The 25,072-nt window shown below is 48.2% G+C and carries 25 protein-coding genes; 14 read left to right on the plus strand and 11 right to left on the minus strand.

Going from position 1 to position 25,072, the window contains the following annotated elements; translation table 11 throughout:
* The first annotated feature begins 191 nt into the window (after positions 1 to 191).
* The 3 genes from Q0991_RS06525 to grxD all read left to right on the plus strand — a co-directional run bounded on the left by Q0991_RS06525 (position 192) and on the right by grxD (position 1,618).
* Entirely contained in the window at positions 192 to 857 is a 666-nt protein-coding gene (locus Q0991_RS06525) for a hypothetical protein (RefSeq protein WP_299486581.1), read from the plus strand.
* 94 nt (positions 858 to 951) lie between these two features.
* Complete coding sequence (locus Q0991_RS06530; RefSeq protein WP_299486583.1) at positions 952 to 1,209, plus strand: BolA/IbaG family iron-sulfur metabolism protein; 258 nt, start codon at positions 952 to 954, stop codon at positions 1,207 to 1,209.
* Positions 1,210 to 1,294: 85 nt separating this feature from the next.
* Positions 1,295 to 1,618, plus strand: coding sequence for a Grx4 family monothiol glutaredoxin (gene grxD / locus Q0991_RS06535; RefSeq protein WP_299486585.1), 324 nt, complete (start codon positions 1,295 to 1,297; stop codon positions 1,616 to 1,618).
* Between the two features lie 29 nt (positions 1,619 to 1,647).
* Here grxD and Q0991_RS06540 read toward each other — a convergent pair whose 3' ends face one another.
* On the minus strand, positions 1,648 to 2,664 hold the full coding sequence (locus Q0991_RS06540; RefSeq protein ID WP_299486587.1) for a hypothetical protein: 1,017 nt from the start codon (positions 2,662 to 2,664) through the stop codon (positions 1,648 to 1,650).
* 378 nt (positions 2,665 to 3,042) lie between these two features.
* On the opposite strand from Q0991_RS06540, the gene psb29 reads away from it, so the two are divergent.
* The 4 genes from psb29 to Q0991_RS06560 all read left to right on the plus strand — a co-directional run bounded on the left by psb29 (position 3,043) and on the right by Q0991_RS06560 (position 6,161).
* Positions 3,043 to 3,780 carry a photosystem II biogenesis protein Psp29 gene (gene psb29 / locus Q0991_RS06545; protein WP_299486589.1) on the plus strand — a complete coding sequence of 246 codons (738 nt, stop codon included), beginning with the start codon at positions 3,043 to 3,045 and terminating at the stop codon, positions 3,778 to 3,780.
* A 25-nt stretch (positions 3,781 to 3,805) separates the two neighbouring features.
* Positions 3,806 to 4,768 (plus strand): DUF362 domain-containing protein, encoded by a 963-nt coding sequence (locus tag Q0991_RS06550; protein ID WP_299486591.1) that lies wholly within the window; start codon positions 3,806 to 3,808, stop codon positions 4,766 to 4,768.
* A 20-nt stretch (positions 4,769 to 4,788) separates the two neighbouring features.
* Positions 4,789 to 5,436 carry a bifunctional 4-hydroxy-2-oxoglutarate aldolase/2-dehydro-3-deoxy-phosphogluconate aldolase gene (locus Q0991_RS06555; protein ID WP_299486593.1) on the plus strand — a complete coding sequence of 216 codons (648 nt, stop codon included), beginning with the start codon at positions 4,789 to 4,791 and terminating at the stop codon, positions 5,434 to 5,436.
* A 134-nt stretch (positions 5,437 to 5,570) separates the two neighbouring features.
* Positions 5,571 to 6,161 (plus strand): PAP/fibrillin family protein, encoded by a 591-nt coding sequence (locus Q0991_RS06560; RefSeq protein ID WP_299486595.1) that lies wholly within the window; start codon positions 5,571 to 5,573, stop codon positions 6,159 to 6,161.
* A gap of 302 nt (positions 6,162 to 6,463) precedes the next feature.
* Here Q0991_RS06560 and Q0991_RS06565 read toward each other — a convergent pair whose 3' ends face one another.
* The 4 genes from Q0991_RS06565 to Q0991_RS06580 are packed head-to-tail and all read right to left on the minus strand — an operon-like array spanning position 6,464 to position 12,498.
* Entirely contained in the window at positions 6,464 to 9,259 is a 2,796-nt protein-coding gene (locus Q0991_RS06565) for a transglutaminase domain-containing protein (RefSeq protein WP_299486597.1), read from the minus strand.
* The gene (locus Q0991_RS06570) at positions 9,256 to 10,587 is read right to left on the minus strand and encodes a DUF58 domain-containing protein (RefSeq protein WP_299486599.1); all 1,332 of its coding nucleotides are present in this window, start codon (positions 10,585 to 10,587) and stop codon (positions 9,256 to 9,258) included. Before Q0991_RS06570 ends, Q0991_RS06565 begins: the two co-directional genes overlap by 4 nt.
* Positions 10,588 to 10,590: 3 nt before the next feature.
* Positions 10,591 to 11,553 carry a MoxR family ATPase gene (locus Q0991_RS06575; protein ID WP_299486601.1) on the minus strand — a complete coding sequence of 321 codons (963 nt, stop codon included), beginning with the start codon at positions 11,551 to 11,553 and terminating at the stop codon, positions 10,591 to 10,593.
* A gap of 3 nt (positions 11,554 to 11,556) precedes the next feature.
* Positions 11,557 to 12,498 (minus strand): MoxR family ATPase, encoded by a 942-nt coding sequence (locus Q0991_RS06580; protein ID WP_299486603.1) that lies wholly within the window; start codon positions 12,496 to 12,498, stop codon positions 11,557 to 11,559.
* A 337-nt stretch (positions 12,499 to 12,835) separates the two neighbouring features.
* Between Q0991_RS06580 and Q0991_RS06585 the strand changes: the two genes are divergently transcribed.
* Together Q0991_RS06585 and Q0991_RS06590 are read left to right on the plus strand one after the other, a co-directional pair.
* Positions 12,836 to 13,438: a hypothetical protein gene (locus Q0991_RS06585; protein ID WP_299486604.1), complete on the plus strand. Its 603-nt coding sequence runs from the start codon at positions 12,836 to 12,838 to the stop codon at positions 13,436 to 13,438.
* 471 nt (positions 13,439 to 13,909) lie between these two features.
* Entirely contained in the window at positions 13,910 to 14,692 is a 783-nt protein-coding gene (locus Q0991_RS06590) for a DUF4253 domain-containing protein (protein ID WP_299486606.1), read from the plus strand.
* 105 nt (positions 14,693 to 14,797) lie between these two features.
* Here the strand turns inward: Q0991_RS06590 and Q0991_RS06595 are convergent, their stop codons facing one another.
* Positions 14,798 to 15,676 (minus strand): DUF72 domain-containing protein, encoded by an 879-nt coding sequence (locus Q0991_RS06595; protein WP_299486608.1) that lies wholly within the window; start codon positions 15,674 to 15,676, stop codon positions 14,798 to 14,800.
* 85 nt (positions 15,677 to 15,761) lie between these two features.
* Here Q0991_RS06595 and Q0991_RS06600 point away from each other — a divergent pair, with 85 nt between their 5' ends.
* From Q0991_RS06600 to mraY, 3 genes are all read left to right on the plus strand, one after another.
* Entirely contained in the window at positions 15,762 to 17,690 is a 1,929-nt protein-coding gene (locus tag Q0991_RS06600) for an ABC-F family ATP-binding cassette domain-containing protein (RefSeq protein WP_299486627.1), read from the plus strand.
* A 146-nt stretch (positions 17,691 to 17,836) separates the two neighbouring features.
* Positions 17,837 to 18,055 (plus strand): DUF3134 domain-containing protein, encoded by a 219-nt coding sequence (locus Q0991_RS06605; RefSeq protein WP_299486610.1) that lies wholly within the window; start codon positions 17,837 to 17,839, stop codon positions 18,053 to 18,055.
* 10 nt (positions 18,056 to 18,065) lie between these two features.
* Positions 18,066 to 19,181, plus strand: a complete 1,116-nt coding sequence (gene mraY / locus Q0991_RS06610) for a phospho-N-acetylmuramoyl-pentapeptide-transferase (protein ID WP_299486612.1) — start codon at positions 18,066 to 18,068, stop codon at positions 19,179 to 19,181.
* Positions 19,182 to 19,189: 8 nt separating this feature from the next.
* Here the strand turns inward: mraY and gloB are convergent, their stop codons facing one another.
* Positions 19,190 to 19,963, minus strand: a complete 774-nt coding sequence (gene gloB, locus Q0991_RS06615; RefSeq protein ID WP_299486614.1) for a hydroxyacylglutathione hydrolase — start codon at positions 19,961 to 19,963, stop codon at positions 19,190 to 19,192.
* A 95-nt stretch (positions 19,964 to 20,058) separates the two neighbouring features.
* On the opposite strand from gloB, the gene hisF reads away from it, so the two are divergent.
* Together hisF and Q0991_RS06625 are read left to right on the plus strand one after the other, a co-directional pair.
* Positions 20,059 to 20,826 (plus strand): imidazole glycerol phosphate synthase subunit HisF, encoded by a 768-nt coding sequence (gene hisF / locus Q0991_RS06620; protein ID WP_299486616.1) that lies wholly within the window; start codon positions 20,059 to 20,061, stop codon positions 20,824 to 20,826.
* Between the two features lie 72 nt (positions 20,827 to 20,898).
* The gene (locus Q0991_RS06625; protein WP_299486618.1) at positions 20,899 to 21,150 is read left to right on the plus strand and encodes a hypothetical protein; all 252 of its coding nucleotides are present in this window, start codon (positions 20,899 to 20,901) and stop codon (positions 21,148 to 21,150) included.
* A 140-nt stretch (positions 21,151 to 21,290) separates the two neighbouring features.
* Here Q0991_RS06625 and hpnI read toward each other — a convergent pair whose 3' ends face one another.
* The 4 genes from hpnI to Q0991_RS06645 are packed head-to-tail and all read right to left on the minus strand — an operon-like array spanning position 21,291 to position 25,071.
* Positions 21,291 to 22,448 carry a bacteriohopanetetrol glucosamine biosynthesis glycosyltransferase HpnI gene (gene hpnI, locus Q0991_RS06630; protein WP_299486620.1) on the minus strand — a complete coding sequence of 386 codons (1,158 nt, stop codon included), beginning with the start codon at positions 22,446 to 22,448 and terminating at the stop codon, positions 21,291 to 21,293.
* A 23-nt stretch (positions 22,449 to 22,471) separates the two neighbouring features.
* Positions 22,472 to 23,305, minus strand: coding sequence for an EamA family transporter (locus Q0991_RS06635; protein ID WP_299486621.1), 834 nt, complete (start codon positions 23,303 to 23,305; stop codon positions 22,472 to 22,474).
* On the minus strand, positions 23,302 to 24,177 hold the full coding sequence (gene hpnK / locus Q0991_RS06640) for a hopanoid biosynthesis-associated protein HpnK (RefSeq protein ID WP_299486623.1): 876 nt from the start codon (positions 24,175 to 24,177) through the stop codon (positions 23,302 to 23,304). Before hpnK ends, Q0991_RS06635 begins: the two co-directional genes overlap by 4 nt.
* Positions 24,178 to 24,207: 30 nt before the next feature.
* Entirely contained in the window at positions 24,208 to 25,071 is an 864-nt protein-coding gene (locus Q0991_RS06645) for a ferritin-like domain-containing protein (protein WP_299486625.1), read from the minus strand.
* Between the last annotated feature and the right edge of the window lies 1 nt (position 25,072).

Consider the following 25,072-nt stretch of genomic DNA (forward strand, 5'->3'; position numbering starts at 1 on the left):
CAAGTCCCTCGTTCGAAAGAACAAACTCAGCTTCCGGTTCCGCACATGGAGATGGAACAATTTTGTGATGGGGGAACGTCCTAAGAAGGCAAGGTGAAGGCTTCTTGAGATCATTGCAACGACAGCAAATGATAAGATGACCGAAACCTGAACTGAATACAGTCGCGTCTTTACAGAATTAACTAGTGTTTATGCAACCCTCTCGCTCTTTTATCTCAGGTCGCCGATATATAACGGTGTTGGCTTCCTCTTTAACCCTTTTCACCTTGTTGCCAGTATCAGTTCAAGCTCAACGAGCGGGAGACTTGGATGGCTCGGGAACCAGTCCATCTTCCGGCTTAGAGAATGTTGAAGTCTTGAGTCCATCCATCACGGGTGGATTATTCAGCATTCCTGCAGGGAAGCGCTTAATGTCTGAAGCAGAAAGTGCCTACGACTCTCAAAATTTTTCTTTGGCGGCTGGTAAGCTACAAGACGCCCGCCAGATTATGAACCAACTTTCAAATTTTTATTCGACCTTGACCTCTAGTTTTCTAGGGGTAGATCGACGGGTGTCTGAAAGCCATCGTCGCAAAGCGCTGGAAACTGCACAACTGCGGGATCAATCGACTTATCAACTGGCGTTGGTTTATCGCGCCCAAAATAAGCCGGAGAAAGCGATTCCACTGTTAATTGAGATTATTCGCAGCCAAAATCCTTCTCGAGATTTGGGGCAAAAGTCGTATCAACAATTGGTTGAATTAGGATTTTCCGATATTCCCTATCCCAGAACACCTGGTGCAAAAAAAACTACTTCCCCAGATACATCATCTGATGCCCCCCCTGAGTCGCCTGATGCCTCTTCTGAGTCGAAGTAGTTTCATTGCTATTGCCCTTCCGAGTGCGAAAGACACAACTGTACTTTAGTTTAAAGTTAGACTAATTGAGTTCTCTGCATCCTAATTCATTCCAATGATTAATCCAGACGACTTGGCCACGTTAATCCAATCCGGTTTGCCAGGGGCTGAAGTTTTTGTCCAGGATTTAACTGGAGGCGGTGATCACTACCAAGCAACGGTTATTTCCTCTGAGTTTGAAGGGAAAAATTTAGTTCAACAGCACCAATTGGTCTATCAGACGGTCAACCAAGTTATGGCTAGTGAGCAACTACACGCTTTAGCCCTAAAAACTTTTACGCCAGAAAAATGGCAGTCTCAGCAAGCTAGTTAAGTGAACTCCCCTGAGACGGGTTGTTTACCCCTTGTAATTACATTATGACGATCCATTTCCATTAATTTTTAGGAACTCAAGTATTATGACTCCTGCACTGAAAGAACGTATTGATAATTTGGTTCGAACCAACAAAATACTGGTTTTTATGAAAGGCTCAAAACTGATGCCTCAATGTGGATTTTCCAACAATGCGGTTCAAATCCTTAATAGCCTTGGTGTCCCCTACGAAACAGTGGACGTTCTTGAAGATTACGATATTCGTCAAGGTATCAAGGAATACTCAAACTGGCCAACTATCCCCCAAGTCTATATCAATGGAGAATTTGTGGGGGGGTCCGATGTGCTTATGGAGTTATATCAGCAAGGGGAGCTACAGCAGTTAGTAGAGGTCGCCCTTGCATCTTAGAGTTCTAGAATAGAAGCTGGCCGACAGTCCTACCCACTTGCAGAGGGGAAATCATCTAGGTAATCGCTGACATCCGCATCAGGAAGAACCAGCGTGGCGCGCTCACTGGCAGCCGGACGATTGGGTTGATTTGAGGGGACGGGGATGTTCTGGGGTTGCTCCTCTACATTGGCAGCAGTTCCAGCTTGACTCATTAATGTTTTTAACAATTTTCTGCTTAACTCTAAGTAGGAAGATGATTGATCTTGGGTGGACGTACGCTCAGGTAGGATCACCTTCTGCATTAGATATTCGATGGTTTCTTCTTTCACCCAGCCTCTTCTCACCAAAACTTCTCCCAGCCGCATACCTGTAATTTGCTGGTCAGCGAGTGCTACTTCAATTTGAGCAGAGGTTAACAACCCAGCTTCCATCAGGTAGTTCCCTAGTTTCTTGCTGTCGGCGAAGTTTTTCTGTTTGGCATGGTTGTCAACACCAGTCTCAGGAATAAACTGGCTTAAGTTGTCCTCCCACCCACATTCTGGGCAATCCCAATAAACCGGAGGAGGATCTTGCTGAATATAGGGGCTATTGCATTGAGGACACTTTCCGGTAAAGAAGGGGTGATCCTGCAAAACTTTCAGATCGTCCAGGCTACTCATATGCAAGAGCACTTCAGCCACAGAAGAGCGCTGAGAGGAATGAACAGGTGAAGACTGATTCGGAGCCGGACGAGATTTTTGTACTGTTTGAGATGGAGTTGTTGCAGAATCTAAGCTGAATTCATGAATCAGGCTAGCTGTTTTTTTCCCAGGGTGAGGATTATATACTTTAACGAAGATAAACCCTGCTGGACGGAGCATCATTAATTGCTCGCGTAGCATTTGAATCAAGGTTGACTGTTGAGCTTTTTGTGGAGTGTGCAACAGGATCTGTAAACAGTTGTCCTTATGCTTTACCTTAATATGAGCTCCCTTGGGCATCAGGTGGCGATTGAGGACAACTGCAATTGCTTGTTGATTCCCTTGCTGAGCCAGTTTCAAAATCTTTGTTTGATCAACGTCCACCACAAATATTTATCCCAGATTTTGCTGTTAGCACCTTTCCTTATCCTACCCATTACGGGGTGTGAAATATCGCAGTTCTTGAAATATCATCATTATGATGGGTCAAATAGATTGTAGACATCTCTTAAGTTTGTTTTTTACTTGAGGGTTCATTATTCAATCGTAAGCATCTGTTAGGCTAGCAAACAACCATAAAAATACCTTCCAGGAAAGATAACTTACTGGAACGACCAGTTTGTAAAACTAAACCAGGCTATTACCCATTTTGACGCAGAAAGACTAAAGTTTGATCGACTGAGCACCCATGATGGTCTTCTCTGCTGGCGCCCCCCTGCTTTAGCTGGGATAATATTTGTAGTTTTTCTTTCTTTCCTAATTGTGACTAACCTGCGTACTGTTTCTGATACTAAGCGAGCTTTTTACTCCATCCATACTCGCCCTGTGAACTCTGTTTACCGAAGAGTCGTAGAAGAGCTGATGGTAGAGATGCATCTACTGCGGGTTAATGAAGATTTTCGCTACGATCCCATTTTTGCCCTTGGTGTGACGACCTCTTTCGACCGATTTATGGAGGGGTATCAACCTGTAAATGACAAAGAAGCCATTTTTAGTGCCCTGTGTAAGGCTCAAGAGGCCGACCCCATCCAAATCCGCAAAGACGGCCAGCGCTTGCAGGAATTGGCCCAGTCAAAATCTGCTCAGGAGATGCTGGAATGGATTACTCAAGCCGCCAATTCTGGAGGAGATGAACTGCAGTGGCAGTTACGCAACATTGCTCAAAATCCTAAATTCAAATACAGTCGTTTGTTTGCAATTGGCTTGTTTACCCTTCTAGAGCTGAGTGAAGGAAACATCACTCAAGATGAGGAGTCTCTGGCCAAGTTTCTGCCCAATATCTGTACCGTTCTCAATATCTCAGAAAGTAAACTGCAGAAAGATCTAGAAATCTATCGAGGGAATTTAGACAAAATTGCCCAAGTTCGCCAGGCAATGGATGATATTTTGGAAGCTCAGCGTAAACGCAGGTCAGCTGATGAAGTCCAGAATGGGGACTCGACTGGTGTAAGTGAATCTAATCCCCCCGATTCTGAGTCTGCTTCTGAGATCTCTAGTTAGCCTATTGTTTGGATTGGATAGTGGTATGACTCATTCTGTTTGTCTCTTGCCAGCCCATAGTTATGAAACGACTCGTTTGAGGACATCCCTCGACGCGTTACTGGCTCCGCTGGGGGGGATAGCGGCATTTGTTAAGCCAGGGGATCGGGTTTTACTCAAACCAAATTTATTAACTGGCGGACGCCCAGAGCGGGACTGTACCACTCGGCCAGCGTTGGTGGCAGAAGTTGCCAAAATGGTTATTTCAGCAGGAGGACATCCTTTTATTGGGGATAGTCCTGCCTTTGGCAGTGCGCGGGGAGTCGCCAAGGCCAACGGTTATGAGCCCCTGCTGCAAACCCTGGATCTACCCGTGGTTGAATTACATGGCAGCCGTTACCCCACAGACAGCCCATCCTTTGACCATCTGCGGCTGTCCAAAGAGGCAATGGAAGCCGATGTGGTGATCAATCTGCCAAAAGTGAAGTCCCACGTGCAGTTGACCATGACATTAGGGGTAAAAAATTTATTTGGCTGTGTCCCAGGAAAGATGAAAGCTTGGTGGCATATGGAAGCCGGTAAGGATGTCGATCGATTTGGCGAAATGCTCGTGGAAACCGCACGAGCCCTTGCTCCTAATCTGACGATTTTGGATGGCATTATTGCCCATGAGGGGAATGGTCCTAGTAACGGTGACCCCAGACCCTTGGGGATATTGGCAGCAGCTAGCAATGTTTTCGCTTTGGACAGAGCGATTTTAGAGGTGTTGCAAGTGGACGCTGAGCGGGTGCCGACAATGGCTGCGGCACTTCGTCTCGGATATTGTCCAGCTTGGGACGATATTCAATTTCCCCTCCATCATCCTCACAAGATGCGGGTAGACGACTGGCGCTTACCCGATCAGCTGATGCCCATTGACTTTGGTGCGCCTCGGGTTCTGCGGTCCACTTTTAAGCATCTCTACATCCGCTGGATCAAGGAGCCAATGGCAGCCTATGCTCAGCGATAGGTGACGACAACGTTTTTCTTTTGAGGCAGGCTGATTGGCTAGAGACGGTGACCTATCACCGCGCGATTGGTGTGATTCGGGCTCCTGAGTTAACCCTGGGATTTCATATGGCCCAGGCTGTTGCCCAGGCCGGAATGGCTCTGATTGAAATTGCCTGGAATAGTGAGCAAGCGGCCACTTTAGTCGCTCAGCTGAGAGAAGCGTTACCACACTGTAAGATTGGCGTAGGCACTGTGGTTACAGTTGATCAGTTGCATGCGGCCCTGGCAGCTGGTGCACAATTTTGTTTTTGTCCCCATGTCAATCTAGATATTATCCATACTGCCGTCGCAAGAAAGATGGCAATTATACCTGGGGCATTATCTCCAACGGAGATTGTGTCGGCTTGGCAGGCAGGCGCAAGTAGTGTCAAAATCTTTCCGGTGGAAATGATGGGGGGCAGCCAGTATATTCAAAGCTTACAAGGTCCTCTGGGTCATATTCCTCTAATTCCGACTGGAGGAGTATCCTTAGAAAATGCTGCAGATTTGATCGCTGCGGGAGCCACTGGAGTCGGACTGTCGAGTTATTTATTCCCCAAGCAGGCCCTGCAGTTGAGGGATTGGTTTGCGGTTTCGCGCAGAACAGAACAACTGTTAGAACGGCTAAACGCCTATCGCTATGGCTAGAGAGAGAAGAGCCCTCTTAGCCCGATATTATTTTCTCGTGCAGCCCTCTCATATCGAAGGTTGGTTACAATGGCGAGGAGCGGTACTGTAGGTATGAAGCCTGATCTGTCGTGTTGACACTGGAGAGCTAAGACATGATTGCCAAAGCAGAGTTACTCGCTGCGATCGCAGGTACCAATCGCGGCGTGATTACGTCGGAAGCGAATCGCAGTCAAGTTCTCGATCAGGTCGTTCAGCTTGAGGTCCAAAATCCAACACCACAACCCCTCAATCACCGGGAACGCTTAAGCGGTGTCTGGCGGCTGATTTACACCACTAGTCAGGACTTACTGGGATTAGCAAGGCTTCCCATGGTGCCCGCAGGGCCAATTTATCAATGTATTCGGGGGCAAGAACTGAAACTCTATAATGTCTTAGAACTGCAAGGTCTCCCTTTTTTAGAAGCAGTTGTTTGTGTTGCCGCTCGTCTTTCGCCTATGTCCGAGCGCCGAGTTCAAGTCCACTTTGAGCGTTCTATTTTTGGTCTCAAGGGGTTGATGAATTATCCATCTCTGGATACGCTCATCTCCCGATTGGAAACCCAAAGTCCCGTGGCAGCCCTGAACGTTCCCCTGAACACAGAGCGATCAGCAGGTTGGCTAGAGACCACTTATTTGGATGAAGACTTACGCATTGGCCGAGGCAATAATGATAGCCTCTTTGTGCTAACGAAAGTCACTATCTGAGGTCGGTATCTCCGCTATCACGGTCGCCAAACTCGCCTATGGCATTTGCAACAGCCAGCAGCAGGAGTGGAATTGCGCTGCTCTAATGCAGTTTTTGTTGCCGCTAGAAGTTATCGAATTTGATTAATCAGTTGCCTCCCTCAACAAGGGCAAGCGTATGCTTACAACGGAAGGATTGAATCGTCCATTATTTTGCTACGTTTAGCGTAATACAAAAGTCAATTCTGTAGGGATGAAGTATGGTCTTAAAGTGATTGCTTGATTGGCCCTAAAGTTGCATCGGTATAGAGCTGTCCCATGCCTCATTGGCTTATCGTTGAGTGAGTCCCTTGCCCAGTCAGTTGTTTAAATTCACTGAGCCAAGATTGGATCATTAATTTCAACTTTGCTCTTTCTTCGTCAGTAAGACCTTGGGGGTCGAAGCGGTACCGATAATGCAGATCAATAATGAGGTGTAACTCGCTCATATAGGAATCGGGCAATTCCTGCTCTAGCCGCCCCAACCATTTGCGGACGGTTTCTGAAGGACGGCGTGCAAGGCCCCAATCGTTTAAGCGTTTCTCAATTTGGTAAAACTCCGAATCAAGTCCATCCGCAGTCGGTTGACTGATGCGCTCTGAGCCCTGGCTTCTACGCCTTTTTGAACGCGGGGAAAGCCTTTTGCGGATCATCCGCCAGATTAAATAAATCGATCCAATAACGATTACCAGTCCTAAACCAATCATTGAACCCGCCCAAACCAAGGTCTCCGAATTTTTAGAGAGCAGGACCATCAACGCAGACCAAACTTCCGATAGTTTTTCGAAGAAAGACTTAGAGGATGGCCTGTTATTTTCCTCAGTTGAGGAGCCAGCTTCAGATGAAGTACCGTTCTGGGTTGAGTTGCCATCAGTCGAGTTTCCATCTCGTGATACCGAACCCTCCTGGGCTCGGGTGTCATTCCCTTGAGCGTTGTTATTCTGGGCTGTTTCGCTTGCAGAGTTTCGATCTGGGGTAATTCCACCGCCTGGCGTGGTTTCGACTTTGACCCAAGTATTATCTACATAGGCTAAGACCCAAGCATGGGCATCTTTTAAGCGGACAATGTATTGTTGTTCAGTGGGGCTGTATTCATGGGCGGTATAGCCGACCGCGTAACGGGTGGGGACACCTGCTGCCCTCAGTAATAGCGAGGTGGCCGATGCATAATATTCGCAGTGGCCGGACCGATGGTCTAACAAGAAAGCTGCGATCGGCGTTTTGTTGTTCTTGGGGGTTGGCAGATCGAGGGAATATTTAAATCCTTGTGCTTTATAAAAGGCTGAAATGGCTTCTACCTTTTCTGCGTCAGATTTACCTTTGAGATCCAAGGACTTGATAATCTTTTTGAGGGTAGACTTCTCAACAGTAGGAACGGCTTTATCAAAAGCCGAGGGTGGACTATCTGAAGCTTGTTGAGGGTCATACTGCACCGTGTAGGCGAGGGACCCCGGGTTTCCCTGGATGGCAACTGTACCATACTGATTTTCTTTCAGGGCTTTGACCTTAAGCTGGTTGACTTCAGAAGTGCCTAAGGGCAGCTTGAGAATTCCCTCTTTTCGGGATAAGTCAGATGAAATGCGGACGGAAGTTGTCCGGCCTGTTTTGGCACCGAAGCGCCAGCTCTGGCGATTGGACCAAGGACGTTTGGCCAAAAATTTAGATTTGGCAGCTTTCCAGGTGCCAAAATTGTATTGGTTATAGGTGGCTTCTCGAATATAGAGCGGGAATTGGGGTTTGGGGTTATTAGCCTTTTGATTGGGGGCAACCCGAAACAGAATGGCGTTCGAGCGTTGCAAAGAGCCAATATTACCGATTTGAGTCTGGGCCTTTTCAGGATCAACAATGCCGCCCGATCTCTGCACAAGACCGGGGATGGATTGTCCATTATTTCGACCCGGTTTAGTTGGCTGGCTAGGAGGGTTTATCTGCCCTGGATTCCTGCGGCCTTGCCCGCTGTTTGAAGGTGGCGCTGAACGATTAGAAGGTTGAGACGTTCCAGAGTTTTGCGCAGGACTCGGACCGGGGATATTTGGAATACTATCGGGAATATCGGGAGTACTATCGGGGATATCTGGTGTACCTGTGTTCTCGTTGGGCTGAATTACATTGGAATCAGGCTCTTGTTCGGGTGATGCGGAAGGCAGATCTTCTGCAGTCTCTTCCTGAGTTGAACTATCGGCGGTTGATAGGTTGCGACTATCATTGTTAGCGTTATTTGGCGTTTCGGGCGCTGAAGTGCTTGAGGATGGCGAGTTCCCGTTCGAACTGCTGGGTAAGTCAGGCGTATTAGATGCTTGATTCCCATTGTCAGTTCTAGTGCTAACGATTGTGTCAGTCTCTGTTTTAAGCTCTATATCTTCAACGATCCGATCCAGATCCTCCCGGTAACCTCGTCCTGGATCATTGGGCCAAATTCGAGCCATTTTCTGAAAAAACTCACCAAAAACGGCGGGGCCAGGCAGCCGAACATTAGTCTGTAGCCAATAGAACTGATGGGTTCCAATTAGACTCAGCACCAATGCCAGGACAATCAGACCGTAAAAAGTGGACTGAGAAAAACGCAGAGCCAGTTTGCGATTAACAGGCCAACGGACTGTTCCCAGGAAAAGGGCGATCAGTAGGGCAGTGATAGCCAGAAAGACGAATAGGTTACCTCCTGTGGTGCTGGCGGCAACCAAACAAATGCCAAAGTAGGGGTAATACCAATTAACGGTTTTCCAAGACTGGGCCATATTACCCAGATACTGGCGATAGACCGAGACGAAATTCCGACAGTAGGTCTGAGCCAGGACGAAGGGGAATAAGCCAACAGGCAAACACTTGATCAGGTGATATCTAGCGGCGTAGGGGATGGCTTCGGGAGACACAGGGGGCAAAAAGAAGACCGCCAACAACCACAGGAAAAGGGCGGCAACCTGAAGTTGCTTGAGATTAGTGAGGGTGAGGGACCAGCGCTGTTTGACCATTTCCCTCGCTTCCAAAGCGAGGGAAATGGGAATCGCGATCATCCATACCCCGGTTTGATAGCCCCAAAAGCAGATGGATAAGCTACATAGAGTGGGAGTGGATTGCTTCATAGGGTCAATAACTGCTGTTGAAGAGTGGGAATCGCACCTGACTGCAAATGAAGCTGTGGTCCGAAATAGTCCTGAACCCGTGGATCCATATTTGAGCTGAGTTCAGACAAACAGATGGCTTTGATGGGAATACCATACTGGTCCAGCATTTTCAGAAATGCGTAGCGTTGATCATCATATCCCTGCAAAATGCAGAAGCAACCACTGAGTCGGGATAAGCGAGTTTGGATGATGGGGGTTAGGCAATCCAGTTCTCGATGAGGGTTAGGGTTGAGGGTGGCGACGGTTTCAATAATTTGTGCCCGTTGGCGCAATCCCTTGCCCACCGTAGCCAATCGGGGATCTGGCGCAGCATAAATCACATCCAGCAGAGAGGCTTCAGGTTGCTCTTGCATCAGAAAAGAAATGGCAACGGCAATTACTTTTTCAAAGGTGGCGCTATAAAGATCTGGCTGAAAGGTATCCAGAATTAAGGCATGGTGGATAGCGGTCTCGTCCTGTTGTTCTTTGACGATGGGCCGACCAACTTTGGCCCAGCTTTTCCAGTGAACCTTATTGGTTGGGTCTCCAGCTCGATAGTCTCGTAGGGAGCGGAATTCTAGGGCTTCTCCAGCAGTAGTGGTGCGTAAGGTTTCACTGGCCTGGTAGCGACTGGCTAGGGATAGATTAAGCGGAGGAAGCTGATAGCGCTGGGGCAAAATACAAATCGATTGGCCGATATCGTAGGTGTGGCGTTTATAAATTAGGCCCAAGGGATCAGGACAAGCGAGGGTTATGGTTTGGAGATGCAAGCTACCCCGCCGCAAGGGAAGAATTTCCACCATAGCTTTGGTTTTACCTTTGGTGGAGAGGGTCGGTAGGTCTTGGAGGTGGGCGGTGGCCCACTGCTGATTGGCTAGGTAGCGTCGCCAATGGGGTCGCCATTGGTTGCCAACGGGATAGCGGCGCTTAATCTGAATAAACTCCCGGAAGCTAGGGAAGGGGGTGGCAAAGGTCTCCACTAGCTTTAATCCTTTCTGAGGCTGGGGAGAGAGATTCTGAATCACCACCTGGTAGGGCAGCGGTTCGCCAACGGTGCCAAAGCGGGGCAGCAGGCGGGTGGCCTTAAACCGAAACTGAATCAACCGGCTGCCAATGGTCCCTATGATCAGCAGAGCCAAGGCAAAGAAGAACAGAACGTGGCACATGCTGCGGGTGGAGCCGAGACTGACAAGCGCACTGCCAATACCGCCCGCTAGTACCCCTAAACCCGCAGGGGTAAACTGCCGCACCAGCCATTTGCGGGTGACATACATCAATCGGAGACAGCGATAAGTAAAGCGATCCATAACTTAGGCAGGCACCGGAATACTGGTAAGAATACGGTCAATACAGTCCTGAGAGGTTTGCTCAGCAAAGCAGGCTTGAGGGGACATCACTAGCCGATGGGCCAAGACATCCCTGGCAATTTCCTGAATATGGTCTGGGGTAACATACTCATAGCCATCGAATAGGGCTAAGGCTTGGGCCACTTTCATTAAGGTGAGGGATCCGCGAGGGCTGGCCCCTAGTTGGACCTCTGGCAACTGTCGAGTGGCGGCGACGATATCGACGATATAGCGCTTGAGTTCTCGACTCACCCGCACCTGCTTCACCGCCTGCTTCAGGGTAAAAATCTCCTCTAGGGAAATGCAGGGCTGCACTCGCTGGATGGGATGCTCTTCCAGTTGCTGGGTGAGGATTTTAATCTCATCGGCTGGAGACACAAATCCTAAGCTGAACTGCAAAGCAAACCGATCCATTTGGGCCTCGGGTAAGGGGTAGGTGCCTTGAAAGTCCACCGGGTTTTGAGTGGCAATCACAAAAAAGGGATCGCGAAGCTGTCGTTGTTGCCCATCAGTCGTAACTTGGGACTCAGCCATTGCTTCCAAGAGAGCTGATTGGGTGCGGGGAGAGGCCCGGTTAATCTCATCCGCTAGAATCAGGTTGGCAAAAATTGGGCCTTCATGAAACTGGAAGGTCTGATCCTGGGGATTGAGAATCGAAACCCCTAAAATATCGGAGGGCAATAAGTCAGGGGTAAACTGAATCCGTTTAAAGGCGATATCGACGGAATAGGCCAGGGTTTTAGCAAGAGTAGTTTTGCCCGTGCCGGGATAGTCTTCCAGCAATACATGGCCGCCACTAAAAAAGGCCGCCAGTAACTTGCGAATGGCCGCATCCTGCCCCTTAATCACCTGCTGGATATTGCCCGCTAAGTGACGATAAATGGTTTGCCCCTCGGAGCAATTAGTTTGAGTTGCTAATACCACCATGAGTTATGCCGGAACGGGAAGCCGCCTCATGATGTCCATCACCACTTGTTCTGCCGTTTTACCGGCAAATTTTGCTTGCGAATCCATGACTAGGCGGTGAGCCAAGACGGAAACAGCAGCCTCTTGAATATGCTTGGGGCGAAGGGCAGGTGTGCCATCAAACAGGGCCAAGGCTTGGGCAATTTTCATTAAGGCAATCGACCCGCGGGGACTGGCTCCCAGCTGGACTTCCTCTGCTTGCCGGGTGGCATTGACGATATTAACGACGTATTGCTTAAGGTCTTCGCTAACGGTAATCTGCTTGACCGCTTGCTTGAGGGTAAATACATCTTCTAGAGACAAACAGGGCTGCAATTGGTCAATCGGGTGGGCCTGCATCTGGTTGGATAGAATTTCCACCTCTTCTTCAGCGGAGATATACCCTAACCCAAACTGGATGGAGAAACGGTCCATCTGGGCTTCGGGTAAGGGGTAGGTGCCTTGAGAATCAATGGGGTTTTGGGTGGCAATTACAAAGAAGGGTTCGTGCAGTTTCATTTGCTGACCATCAATGCTGACCTGAGACTCAGCCATTGCTTCTAGGAGGGCCGACTGGGTGCGGGGAGAAGCTCGGTTAATTTCATCGGCCAGAATCAGATTGGCAAAAATCGGTCCCTGGTGAAATTCAAAGGTTTGATCTTTGGGATTGAGAATCGATACGCCCAAAATATCTGAGGGCAGTAGATCTGGGGTAAATTGAATGCGCTTAAATTCAATATCAACGGATAGAGCGAGGGCTTTGGCGAGGGTGGTCTTACCTGTACCGGGATAGTCCTCTAGCAGCACATGGCCGCCACTAAAAAAGGCTGCCAATAATTTGCGAATGGCAGGCTTCTGTCCTTTAACTACGGTTTGGATATTTTTGGCTAAGCGGTGATAGATCTCTTGACCGGAAACCCCGGACATCGGCAAGGACGACACTGTCATGAATGCTTTTTTACTTAGGATACCCGACTCTTATGAGGTGTCTTGCAGATTTCTTAGTCTTAAGGTTTGATGAACAATACCTAACCCTAGTGCAACATCAAACTAATTAGCTAGAGTAAACAATTTCTTAATTAAGATTTTAATAAAAATCGTTCTTTCTAAAATTTAAGATTTTATACTGCACTAGCTTCCTGATTACTTTTAGTCGATACTGTTGCTTTAGCAATAAAAAGATTTTATTTTTACATCACCATGGATATTGCAAAGCTAATACTTGAGTTCATAAAAGAGATAGCATGGCCATCTGTAGCAGTGCTTGCAATCTACTTTTTTTAAGAGTGAGGTTAAACTTTTACTAACTCGCCTTGCGAGCGTCAAGATAGGTGATAACTCAGTAGAATTTTTTCAGAACGAACTTGGCAAGGCACAAGAGCTGTCTGCTGATGTTCGGACTAATCCAGATATTCAAGAATCACATCGAGAGCGTATTGAAGCTGCACCAAAAATTCCACTTACTGATGCCAATTCACAAATGCTCAAACACGACCTTAGACCTTCACCAAGTGGACTTGAGCTGTCATATTATAGGGAACTCGCAAATCAAGACCCTGCACTTGCACTTACTGGGCTCAGAATTGAACTTGAAATTATTGGTCAAAATTTAGCTAAGGGGTTCAATATAGAGGTTCCAAAAAATGCATCAGTGGCTAGAGTATTTCATGCTTTAGCCAACGGATACGCTATTACCAATAAACAATATAACTTGGTTCAATCAATTACTCGTCTTGCCAATAGCGCAGTTCATGGAGCACCAATCAGTCGCGATGATGCAAATGCAGTTATTGACACTGCAGATGTACTCCGGGATTCATACTTATCATGGTTGAGCTGGGGGTTTAACGAGAATGAACCCCTTTGATTTTTTATCGCTAACAAAATTAAAAATGAATTCAAAATTTGCTATAAAAAGCATGTTTAATATGCAGTTAGATTCCCTTTTCAGTCTTCTGATTTTTGCTAAGTCAAGAAGTAGGAGCAAGTCAACTAAATTACATACATAAATATGAATTATACACTTATTAATACCACTCTGTTTTAGTGCTAAAAATAAATAAACAAGCTATTTATCTAGAATTACTCTCAAGTTAACCTTGAATTATAAAGAGTATAAATAACACATTCCCCCTTTAAGGATTAAGAATTTAATTGCTTGTTAGAAATCCCCAAAATGAATTTCATAGATTAGATCTCTTGCATAATTTAGTTGTCGATATGGTAGAGGACTAAAAATTCAAGTCAGATCGCAGCATAAATTGTGTGAGTAACACATCATCAAACAAATTATGCTAGAGGTCTATTTACTTCGCTTCTAAAAATATCAAATATAGCCATGTCTTTATCCCCCGAACAAAACCAGGAAATTGCGGCCCAAGTTGATTTTGAACCAGAGGTCTTTTCTATTATCGATTCAGAATCTCCTACATTCTTGAGAAAACTGGAGCTAATTCAATATTGGTATGAAAGGGAAGCAGCTCAACTGGAGCAAGACTTTCCCGCTACCGTACAAATCCAACGAAACGTTGAGCTAGAGGGAACGGGTAACAGCCGCTTTATTAAATTGCAGCTTGATGGCATTTTCTTTGAAGTGGATACCCCGGATGCTATTGCAGTAGTCTTCAGACTGAGATCCAAGCTCCCAAAAGGCTATATGCCAATTACGCTAGATTTTCAGCGACGAGAAGAACTTCTCAAAGAAGACTTTGAAGAAGCATTGGGCAACTCAGCCGAACGATCCTTGATTGGGGTGGTTAAACTAGACGACCATTTCCAAATCGTCCAATTTTTCGGTACTGCTGCCGGGAACTACGAACTGAGTAACGCCGATATTATCGATAAGCTACGCGCCTGGGAAAAGCTCTGCGACTTTGAAATCATGGGTGGTGGAGGAGACACATTAGAATTGGCCTTCAAAACCCTGCCCGAGAACCGATTAGCCTTTGCAGAAGACGTTTATGACTTTTGTCCTGATCTGATGGATCAGGGATATGTGGGACCACCATTAGGAGAAGGGGCCACGATGGAAGATTATGCAGAAGCAATGGACGAGCAAACCGTAGAAGATTTGGTTGATTATTTAGAGCGGAATATGGCTGTGGGGTTCTGGTGGGATTAGGTTGGGGGTGAGACTTTGCTTGGTATTGCGGATGCGATCGCACTACTTCTCAAGGGTCTGTTTAGCAGCGGTTCTAGGCTCAGAAAGATTCGATGGAGACCCCTTTCAAAACAAGCTGAGCTGAGTCGAAGGGGGTGTAAGTTGATCCCACGGTAACGGTGGAATCGTGATCTGTTCCTGTAAAAGCTGTTGAAACAACTGAGCCGTTCTGGGCGACTGTTCTTCCAACGGGCAATGGACAACGAAATAAGCATCAATCCCTTGTTGTAACCAAGTTTGCAGAATAGTCACCCAATTTCCCAGAAACATGTCATTCAATTCCCTTTGGGGATGACTAATATAACGAACCACCGTGAAGGGAGCTGTGGTAGCGGGCTGCAGTGGCAGCTTTGGTTTACGGCGTTGAGAATGCACTTGTGGATCGTCCGGCCCTTGATAAATAGGACGCGAGTCCAACAATACTCTGCCAATTTGGAGTGACAACAACAAATCATTTAGCTGGTTAGCATAGGGTGGTTGAAACCATTGCGGATGTCGAACTTCCACAGCTAACGGCACTTCAGGCGAATTAATCTTAGTCAGGAACGTTGCTAAGTCTGGGAACTGTTGAGGGCCATAACTAGGAGGCAGCTGGACAAAAAGCGGCCCCAGTCGAGGTCCTAAGCCCTGCATCAACTGGATAAAATCGACGGCTTCATCCATATGGGGGTGTAGCAGGCCGGCATGGGAGACCGTGCGGGGAAACTTGGGGCAGAATTGAAAGGATTCTGGGGTTTGCTCAGCCCAGCGACGGACCGTTTCAGGAGACGGCGTGGAATAGAACGTAGCGTTGACCTCGACGGTTGTTAACCGTTCAGCATAAAGCTGCAGCAACTGGCTGGCAGAACTGCCCTGAGGATAAAAATCCCCCAGCCAGCCCTTATAGGCCCAAATTGCACAGCCCAGATAAAAATTGCCACTGGGCTTGGGTGAGGTCGCAGTCATGGTTTCCCCCTACAATTGGAGTGTTTGCTTCCCTGAGACTCGTTTCTCAAGAGGGAAATCTCCTTACTATCTCAACACAGATCAGATGAGTATCGTCACGCTGCAAGGCATTCGCAAGGATTTTGGCATTAAGGAAATTCTGCGAGATGCCAGCTTTAGTATTGAGCCCGATGACAAAATAGGTCTGATTGGGGTGAATGGGTCAGGCAAATCCACAGTCTTGAAAATGATTGCCGGAATGGAATCGATTGATGGGGGCAAACGCCAGGTCAACTCAGGAGCGACTATTGTTTATTTACCCCAGCAGCCGGATCTAGACGACGAATTAACCGTGCTTGATCAGGTGTTTAACGACAGTAGCGAGCAGATGCAGTTGGTCCGCACCTATGAGGACTTGTCCCATCAAATGTCTCAGGTGGAGGGAGCTGAACTCGAAAATCTGATGGCAAAGCTGGCAGGGATATCTGCCCAGATGGAGACGACGGGGGCATGGGAACTGGAAACCAATGCCAAAATAATTTTAAGCAAGTTGGGAATTACGGACTTTGAGGCGAAGGTCGGGGATTTGTCAGGTGGCTATCGCAAGCGAATTGCTTTGGCGACGGCCCTGCTCTCAGAACCTGACTTGCTGTTGATGGATGAGCCTACCAACCATCTAGATGCAGAATCGGTGGAATGGTTACAGAGTTACCTAAAGCGCTATCGAGGGGCATTGCTGCTGATTACCCACGATCGCTACTTTTTGGATCAAGTCACCAATCGGATTCTGGAAATTGATCGCGGGGATTTGTATACCTACTCTGGCAACTATTCCTATTACTTGGAGAAGAAAGCGTTGGCTGAGACGGCAACCGCCAAAAGTCAGCGCAAACATCAAGGGGTTTTGCGACGAGAACTGGAATGGCTGAAAAGAGGACCAAAAGCCCGCAGCACCAAACAGCAGGCTCGCATTGACCGGATTCATGCCATGCAAGACCAAACCTTCAAGGAGGCCCAGGGCAAAGTCGATATTGACACACCGGGGCGTCGGATCGGCAAAAAAGTAATTGAACTGTCCCAGATTTCTAAAAGGTATGGCGATCGCATCCTGATCCAGGACTTTTCCTACGAATTTAGTCCTGAGGACCGCATTGGCATCATTGGCGGTAACGGGACAGGGAAATCCACCTTGATGAACATCGTTACCGGACGGGTTGAACCGGATGCAGGGCAGGTTGAGATTGGTACCACCATCCATATTGGCTACTTTGATCAGCATTCTGACGATCTAGTCGCTGCAGCCAATCAGGATCAACGCGTCATTGATTACATCAAAGAGGTGGGGGAGTTTGTCAAAACGGCGGATGGTAGCCAGATTTCGGCCTCGCAGATGTTGGAGCGATTTTTGTTTCCCGGCAACCAGCAGTATGCCCCTATTCACAAGCTATCTGGGGGAGAAAAACGGCGGCTGTTTTTACTCCGGGTGTTGATGAGTGCGCCCAATGTGTTGATTTTAGATGAACCGACCAATGATTTAGATGTCCAGACTCTAGCGGTTTTGGAAGAGTATTTAGAAGACTTTAATGGCTGTGTCATCGTCGTTTCGCACGATCGCTATTTTTTGGATCGAACGGTGGACTACATCTTTGCCTTAGAGAATGCCCAAGTTCGTCGTTATCCAGGGAACTATTCAATTTATTTGGATATCAAGCAGGCTGAAGCTGAAGACGAGCCCAGCCAACCCAAGGAAAAAACAAAACCCGTTGAATCTGTCCCTGAAAAGAATAAAGGAAAACCCCAATCCTCCTCACGATCTCGTCGTCTGTCCAATTATGAGCGGCGGGAATTTGCCAGCTTAGAAGATAAGATTCCTGAATTGGAAGCGAAGAAAGCCAAGTTAGAGCAAACCCTGTATGGCTCTCCCCCCAGTGATTTTTCCGAGGTACAGCAATTGTCTGAGGAACTCGCCACCCTGGAAGCGGAAATTGAGACGGCCACAGAGCGATGGATGGAGTTAGCCGAACTAGAATTCTGAGAGTCTGGCATTTTATTTATTCATCGATAAATTTTGTCCTTTAGCTTGATGGGGCTCTATGCTTGAAGAATGCGAAATCCCCATGATCTGAGTAAGATAAGAAGCGGCCTTCTCGCAATATCAAGTATTCTCATCAGTAAAGAACAATGGAAAATCCTTCTCTCCGTGAACAACCCCGTGAACAGAAAGCTCCAATCATGGAATCCCGGCAAGACGCTTCTATCCTCGGATGGCTAGAAGGTTCAGGTCGGCTGATGGATCGGGATAATCAGGAGAAATCCGCTGCTGCAAGGGAAGAAGAAGACAGCGAAGAAATCAATGCACTAATGGGCGGAGACGATTTTGATGAAGAGGATGAGGACTAGATAGGGAAAGATGGTCGTAGTAAATAAAGCCTCGGCGTCAACCCGATCTGGGGCTGGCCGCAACCTTTATTGGCTATTGCTGGCCTGTTTAAGTGGGGTGGCGTTGGCAACTGATATTCATTCAGGTCGAATCAACACGCCCAGTCTGTCTATTCTGGCACCGCTGTGGGTGAGTACCCTAATGGTGATCCTGTTGGGCATTTGGGCAGTTCCAATGTTGCGATCGCTCAAAGCATCTCAAATCATCCAAGAAGATGGTCCTCAAAGCCACTTCAAAAAAGCAGGCACCCCCACCATGGGCGGCATTTTCTTTATGCCAGTTGCTTTGGTCCTGAGCGTGGCTTGGGTGGCTGCGACCCACCTGACCTTGGTCAATGTATTGGCAGCAGCCCTGCTTACCCTCTGCTTGGGGCTGGTGGGTTGGTTTGATGATTGGCAAATCCTGCGGAAGAAGTCGAACAAGGGAATCTCGGCAAAGTTGAGGTTAGGCATTGAGTTTGGCAGTGGCCTGATTTTTGGGGTGTGGCTACTCTTAACCCGCCCTGATATCAGTGCATTGGCTTTACCGTTTGGACTTACCCTCCCCATAGGCGTACTGTTTCTAGCCATCTCTACTTTTGTGGTCGCCGCAGAAAGTAACGCCGTCAACTTAACGGACGGCATGGATGGACTAGCAGCTGGAACGAGTGCGATCGCATTCCTCGGACTAGCCCTGGTGGTCGCCCCCAACTGGCCGGGACTGATGATCTTCTGCGCCTGTTTCTCAGGAAGCTGCTTAGGCTTTTTAGCCCACAATCACAATCCAGCTCAAGTCTTTATGGGCGATACGGGGTCATTGGCATTGGGTGGCGCGCTTGCCGCAGTAGGGTTGATTACCAATACTTTGTGGGCGTTATTGATCCTGAGCGGTCTTTTTCTTGTCGAATCCTTATCAGTAATCGCCCAAGTCACTTACTACAAGGCCACTAAGGGGCCTGACGGTGTGGGCAAGCGCCTCCTGAAGATGTCTCCCATTCACCACCATTTCGAGCAATCTGGCTGGTCGGAAGTTCGTGTCGTATCCACGTTTTATGCCTGCGTTGCCATTCTGGCTGTGGCTGCTTGTGGACTCAACGCCCTCAGTTAATTACCCCATTAAAATTGATCTTTCATTCCCCGTAACCGCGCAAAGCATTGAACCGGGGTATTGCTTTTTGTATAGGTAATTAAATGGGGTTGATCCCAGCGCAGAAAGGGATTGGTTTGTTTCTCCAGGCCAATGTCTGAGGGAATGGTTGGTTGGGATTGACTGCGAGCTTCTTGCACCTGTTTATATCTATTTTTTAGGTATGAATTGTCCGAGTCGACCGTAAGGGCAAACTGCAAATTTTTGAGGGTATACTCATGGGCACACCAGACTCGGGTGCTCTCAGGTAATTTGCGCAGCTTACCCAAGGAGTCCACCATCTGAGCTGGCGTCCCTTCAAATAAACGTCCGCATCCCCCAGCAAATAAGGTATCGCCACAAAACAATTCACCCCAAGCTTCTCCTATACAAGGGGGAAAGTAATAGGCAATATGGGCGCGAGTATGACCAGGGACGAAAAAAACCTTAGCTGTGCGACTGGCAAACGAGACCTGATCGCCCTCCGTCAGAAAATATTGCTGTCCTGGAATTCGCCCCCGATCCCGCTCTCCTCCATAGACCAAGGCGGCTGGAAAAGCTTGGAGGAGTGTCCGATTGCCACCCACATGATCTGAATGATGATGGGTATTAAAGATGGCCACCAACTCAGCGCCTAAATCTTCTAGTTTCCTCAGAACGGGTTGAGGATCTGCTGGATCAACTACGGCAGCAATATTTTGCTCTGGATCGTGGAGGACAAAAATATAGTTATCGGAAAAGGCAGGCAGTCGGTGGATTTGCATGGAGGGTGATCTCAACACATCTATCCCAAGCTTAAGTCGTGATGCCAGCAGTCATAGAATGTTACTCTGATTGAGTTCCAGAAAAAGCCAAAACCATGCTAGCCAAGCGAATTCTACCCTGCTTAGACGTCAAAGCAGGACGCGTCGTTAAAGGGGTGAACTTCGTTAACCTCAAGGATGCTGGAGATCCCGTGGAGTTGGCCCAGATTTATAACGAGGCTGGAGCGGATGAGTTAGTTTTTCTGGATATCACCGCCACCCATGAAGATCGCAACATCATCTTTGATGTGGTGTATCGGACAGCAGAAGCGGTATTTATCCCGCTAACCGTGGGAGGAGGGATCCAATCCTTAGAAACGATTAAAAAATTGTTACGAGCTGGGGCCGATAAAGTCAGCCTCAATTCTTTTGCCGTCCGCAATCCAGGCTTTGTGAATCAGGCTAGCGATCGCTTTGGTCGACAATGTATTGTCATAGCGATTGACGCTCGTCGCCGAGGTGACGGCAATCCAGGCTGGGATGTTTTTATTCGCGGAGGCCGTGATAACACAGGGCTAGATGCGATCTCCTGGGCCAAGGAAATGGAAGAGCGGGGGGCGGGGGAACTCCTGGTCACCAGCATGGATGGTGATGGTACCCAAGCGGGGTACGACTTGGAATTAACCCGCACCATTGCAGAACAAGTGGAGATCCCTGTGATTGCATCCGGTGGGGCTGGCACCAGCGATCATATCCGTGAAGCCTTGACAGAAGGTAAAGCCGAGGCGGCCTTGCTCGCCTCCCTTCTGCACTACGGACAACTTTCAATTGCTGAAATAAAAGCCCATTTGCAAGATCATCAAGTTCCCATTCGCCAGGCTTAATTCTTAAATCAACCTGTAAAATCACAGATTTGTGGTGGATTAGTCTTTAATTTTATTAAAATTAGTAAAGTTATGATTATTCTACTTGTCGGCGCTATAGGACTTGTGATCTGGTCCCTGCAGTTAATGAAGACGGCTCACCATTCCAGTGAAAAGTCTCTCATTTTTGCTGGGGTACTGGTTGCTGTGTCTGCGGTAGGACTCATAGCGGTTTATATGCTGATGGACGGCTGCATGGGGTATTTAATTGGGGAAGAACCCCTCTCTGCTCAATCTTCCTCCATTCCCCTGATGGTAATCTCGTATCTCTCTGCTCCCCTTTAATTCAACATAAGGCTCATCGTACTTTGAGCTTAAGATGAACCGATAATCGTAAAACCTAAGGTGATGAGTCCGGCTGGCGTTGGTTTGCCCCAGTCTTTACGCCAAGTCTAAATCAGACCTCGGCCTGATAGCAGCGTGCGCTAGGGAGTGCTGGTTGACATCACTGAAGTCAGTTTGCCATTTTTGCACAGCTTATAACGATATCCACGCCATTCCACCGTTGTTCCCACCATTCCGTAACACCAAATCGCAAAATTGACGAGATCTCGAATAGGCACCAACCACCATAATCTCTGGGCTACTTGATCGCGAAGATAGTGAATCGCAATGACCCAAGCCATGATCCAACGGGTCGCGAGCATCACCACAAAAACCAACCATCCCCATATAGATCCCTGGGTTACCCATAGAAACAGCAATCCACTCGTGGTGCCATAGGTAAAGAGCAGACCCACATACCCCCAAAATCGTTCGACACGAATGCACCGAGCCCAGCGCGCCTGACGATGAAAGAACTCAGCAAGACTAGCCGTCGTTAGTTGATGTTGGACAATATAAGGGGACAAAATAACCTGGTAACCCACTTGAGTGGGCAAATTCCCTAAATGAAAATCATCGGCTAAGTGATCAGCCAGGGCGGCAAATCCACCAATCTTAGCCAAAGCAGCCTGGCGAATCACAATGGTGGAGCCAAAGGCAAAATGCATTCCTTCCAATTTATGGGCCGCTAAAACATTGGCATGGTTGCGAGTGGCAATACCCAAGGCTTCAAACCCTGCTAACCACCCTTTTGCCCAGGAATTATAAAGACAGGTGACTACCCCCACCTGAGGATTAGCCAAAGGCTGCACAATTTGTTGTAAATAATCGGGTTGAACTAGTATGTCGCAGTCTGCCAGCACAATCACCTCATGCTTGGCCTTCTCAACTGCATTGGCCAGGTTGCTGACTTTGAGGTTGGTACCAATGGTGCGATCGCACACCACCAACTCAATATCCACTTCAGGAAAAGCCTGAATTAGCTGCTCCACAACCGGCAGACTCGGATCCAAGGCTTCGCGGACGCTAAAAATCACTTGATACTGAGAATAATCCTGCTGGCAAAAGGAGGCCAAATTCTCATAGGTATTCACATCCACCCCGCATAGCGGTTTAAGGATGGTCACCGGCGGGTGAAAATCAGGGTCCACGGGATGGTCTTGGCGAAAAAAGTCGATGGTCGCATAGATGGCATAGCAGTAGTACAGGACTGCCGTGCAGCAAAACGGAAAGATTAGCCAAGGAAGATAAGCAGCCATACATCCAACATTGCAACAAGGGCCTACCCCGTTAGGGAAATAATGCCCACACCCCAACCAATGACAATAATGCCAGCTAAACGCCCCGGAGAAATATGCTCCTTCAGGATAAAGTGGGCACCACAGAGATTGATAATGTAGCCTAAGCCCGTGGCAGGACGGACTAAGCTAATATCCGCCCAGCTGAGTAACGAAATAAACATCAGAAATGAAACGGTGTAGCTCGCCACCCCGATCAGTACCCCTGGATTTACAAATACACTCTTTAGCCAGCACAGAATAGAGGTCAGAGACCGAGCTGAAAACTTACCAATTTTCTTGACGCCCCGGGCCACCAAAATATCTGCTGTACAGTCGGCCAAGACCAGCACTAACACACCCAACCACATCTTCGGCCAGTAAAAACTCAAGGGCAGCAGCAGCATCCAAGAGGACTTCATATTGGGATCTGCATCTGGCTGCAACTGGGCTTTGCGATCGTCTATCCGCTTACTCCACCCCACAATAAACACGCCCAGGGAGATAAAAATTGCCGCTAACCAGCGGGCTAAGGAAACCGGCTCTTTCAGAATCAGCCAAGCCATCAAGGCATTGAGCACATAGCTAAAGGCGTGCATGGGCAGCACAAAACTCATATCCAGTCGGGTCAGGGATACGAGATAAATCAGCATGGAGATCGTCAGGGTGACGACCCCCAACCCAATCCAAGGACTGGTAAATAAATAGCCTGCTAACTGCCAGAGGGCATCAGGGTGATAGGAGGTAACCTCACCGAAGACTTTCATCCCCCGACTAAGCCAAATATCACCCAGAACTTGGGTTGCAACCAGGAGGACAATCAGCAGAAAATTGATCAAAATGCAGCTGAAGCAATAAGCTCAGGAAAATTAGTCAGTTGAAATCCACTGGCTTGCAACCGGTCTTTGACCGACTGGCTCAGCAAGGCTGCTAATTCCCGCTCTCCCGCTCCCTCAGGGCCATTGATCGGTTCATGAGGATATGCGATGGCAGGATGGGCATACAGCTCTACAACATTGGCCTGAATTTGGGGAATTAATCCCAGCAAATAGGACTCCGTTACAGCACCAGATTGCAAAAGCCCGTAGACCCGCTCAGCATACCGTATCCCCTGACCCGAAAGCACCCGCTCTCCATGACGACGCAGCAGCCGAAACACCGACCACCCCAATCCCTTAGCTAGCCAGCCCTGAGAATCTGCCTTTAAGGTATAGGTCAACTCCTCATAGGGGAGCCGGATGATCGGTATGTTGTACTTCGGAGCTAAAGCCATCAAAATGTCCAGGACGGCAGGATTAGCATGGTGGTGTAAATGTCCATCCACATGGGAAAGAGGCAGACCTGTTGCTAAAAAGCGCTGGAGCTGGGCTTCAATTTCTCGGTGCAGCTCTCGGCGAGCCGCCTGATTGAAGTAGTATCGCCAGCCCGCCTGAGCCGGATTATCCGGGAACCGACCCTGCTCATCCACCAAGTGAGGAATTTGCGCAGGAGGCAGTACTGCTTTGCCACAGCCCAACACGACATGCAGACCCACTCCCAAGCTGGGATGCTGTTTAGCCAGGTCAACCGCCTCGTCAACCGCCTCCCCCGTCACCATCAGGCTGGTACTGGTGAGAATGCCTTCGGTATGGGCTTGAATGATACCTTCATTCACCCCATGGGAAAATCCAAAGTCATCGCCGTTGACGATTACATAACGTGGGGATGTCATTGCCGCCCTATCCTAATCCAACTTAGCATCTTAGCCTCCCTGGACTGAGGGAATCGGCTCACGCCTGGGCCAAAGACGCAGGCAGGTCAAGGCCAATTTGGATAACCGAGGCATCAATAGGGGCTGTAATAGTTGTTCATCAAACCGCTCCATGCGTTGGTGATTGGCATCCAAGCAAGTCATAAAGAACTGGTTGGCCGTTAAATCGTCCATAAAATGTCCAGCTTCTGAAGCTGTAAAGGGCTTACCTTCTTGCTGCTCCGCACTGCCACCAAAAGCTTGAATTAAGGTCTTTAGAGCCTTGCCGTAATGCCAGAGAGCCCGGAAACTGCGTAGCCCTTCCATGTTCCAACCCTGCTGGATATGTAGGTAGGTCACCCAATTGACGAAGAAGACAATATGGCGGGCTTCTTCATCCAGAATCGGATCGAAAATTTTAAATACGCTCTCCGGCATGTACTGGGCTTGGCGGGCTAAATCAAACATGCCAAAGGCAAAGTAGGAATCCAGGCATTCGCCAAAGCCAAAATCCGTAAAGGCCGTTTCAATTTGATCGGGAACGGTAATCTCGGGTAGGGGGGACACTTCAATGTCATAGCGCTCGATTAGATGCCGCAATAAACGGGCATGGCGATGCTCTTCTCGGCCCTGAAGCGCGACGGCTTCTCTAATCAGGGGGTCCGTAATGGTTTCGGCAAAAGCACTAACCATCACCCCGGCTTCGCTTTCCGTTAAGAGTGCTTCCCGCCAAAAGGGAATCCCGCGTAAGCGCTCCAAGGAAATGGGATCGAGATCTGGCCAGGGTAAGGTTTCTGGCTCGTAATCCAAATAGGTGTCTAAAAAGCTACGACAGAACAGTTGTTTATGGTCCCTGCTGCCCAGTTTGATCATCACT

It is taken from the genome of Acaryochloris sp. IP29b_bin.137 (genome assembly GCF_028285745.1).
Classification (GTDB): domain Bacteria; phylum Cyanobacteriota; class Cyanobacteriia; order Thermosynechococcales; family Thermosynechococcaceae; genus Acaryochloris.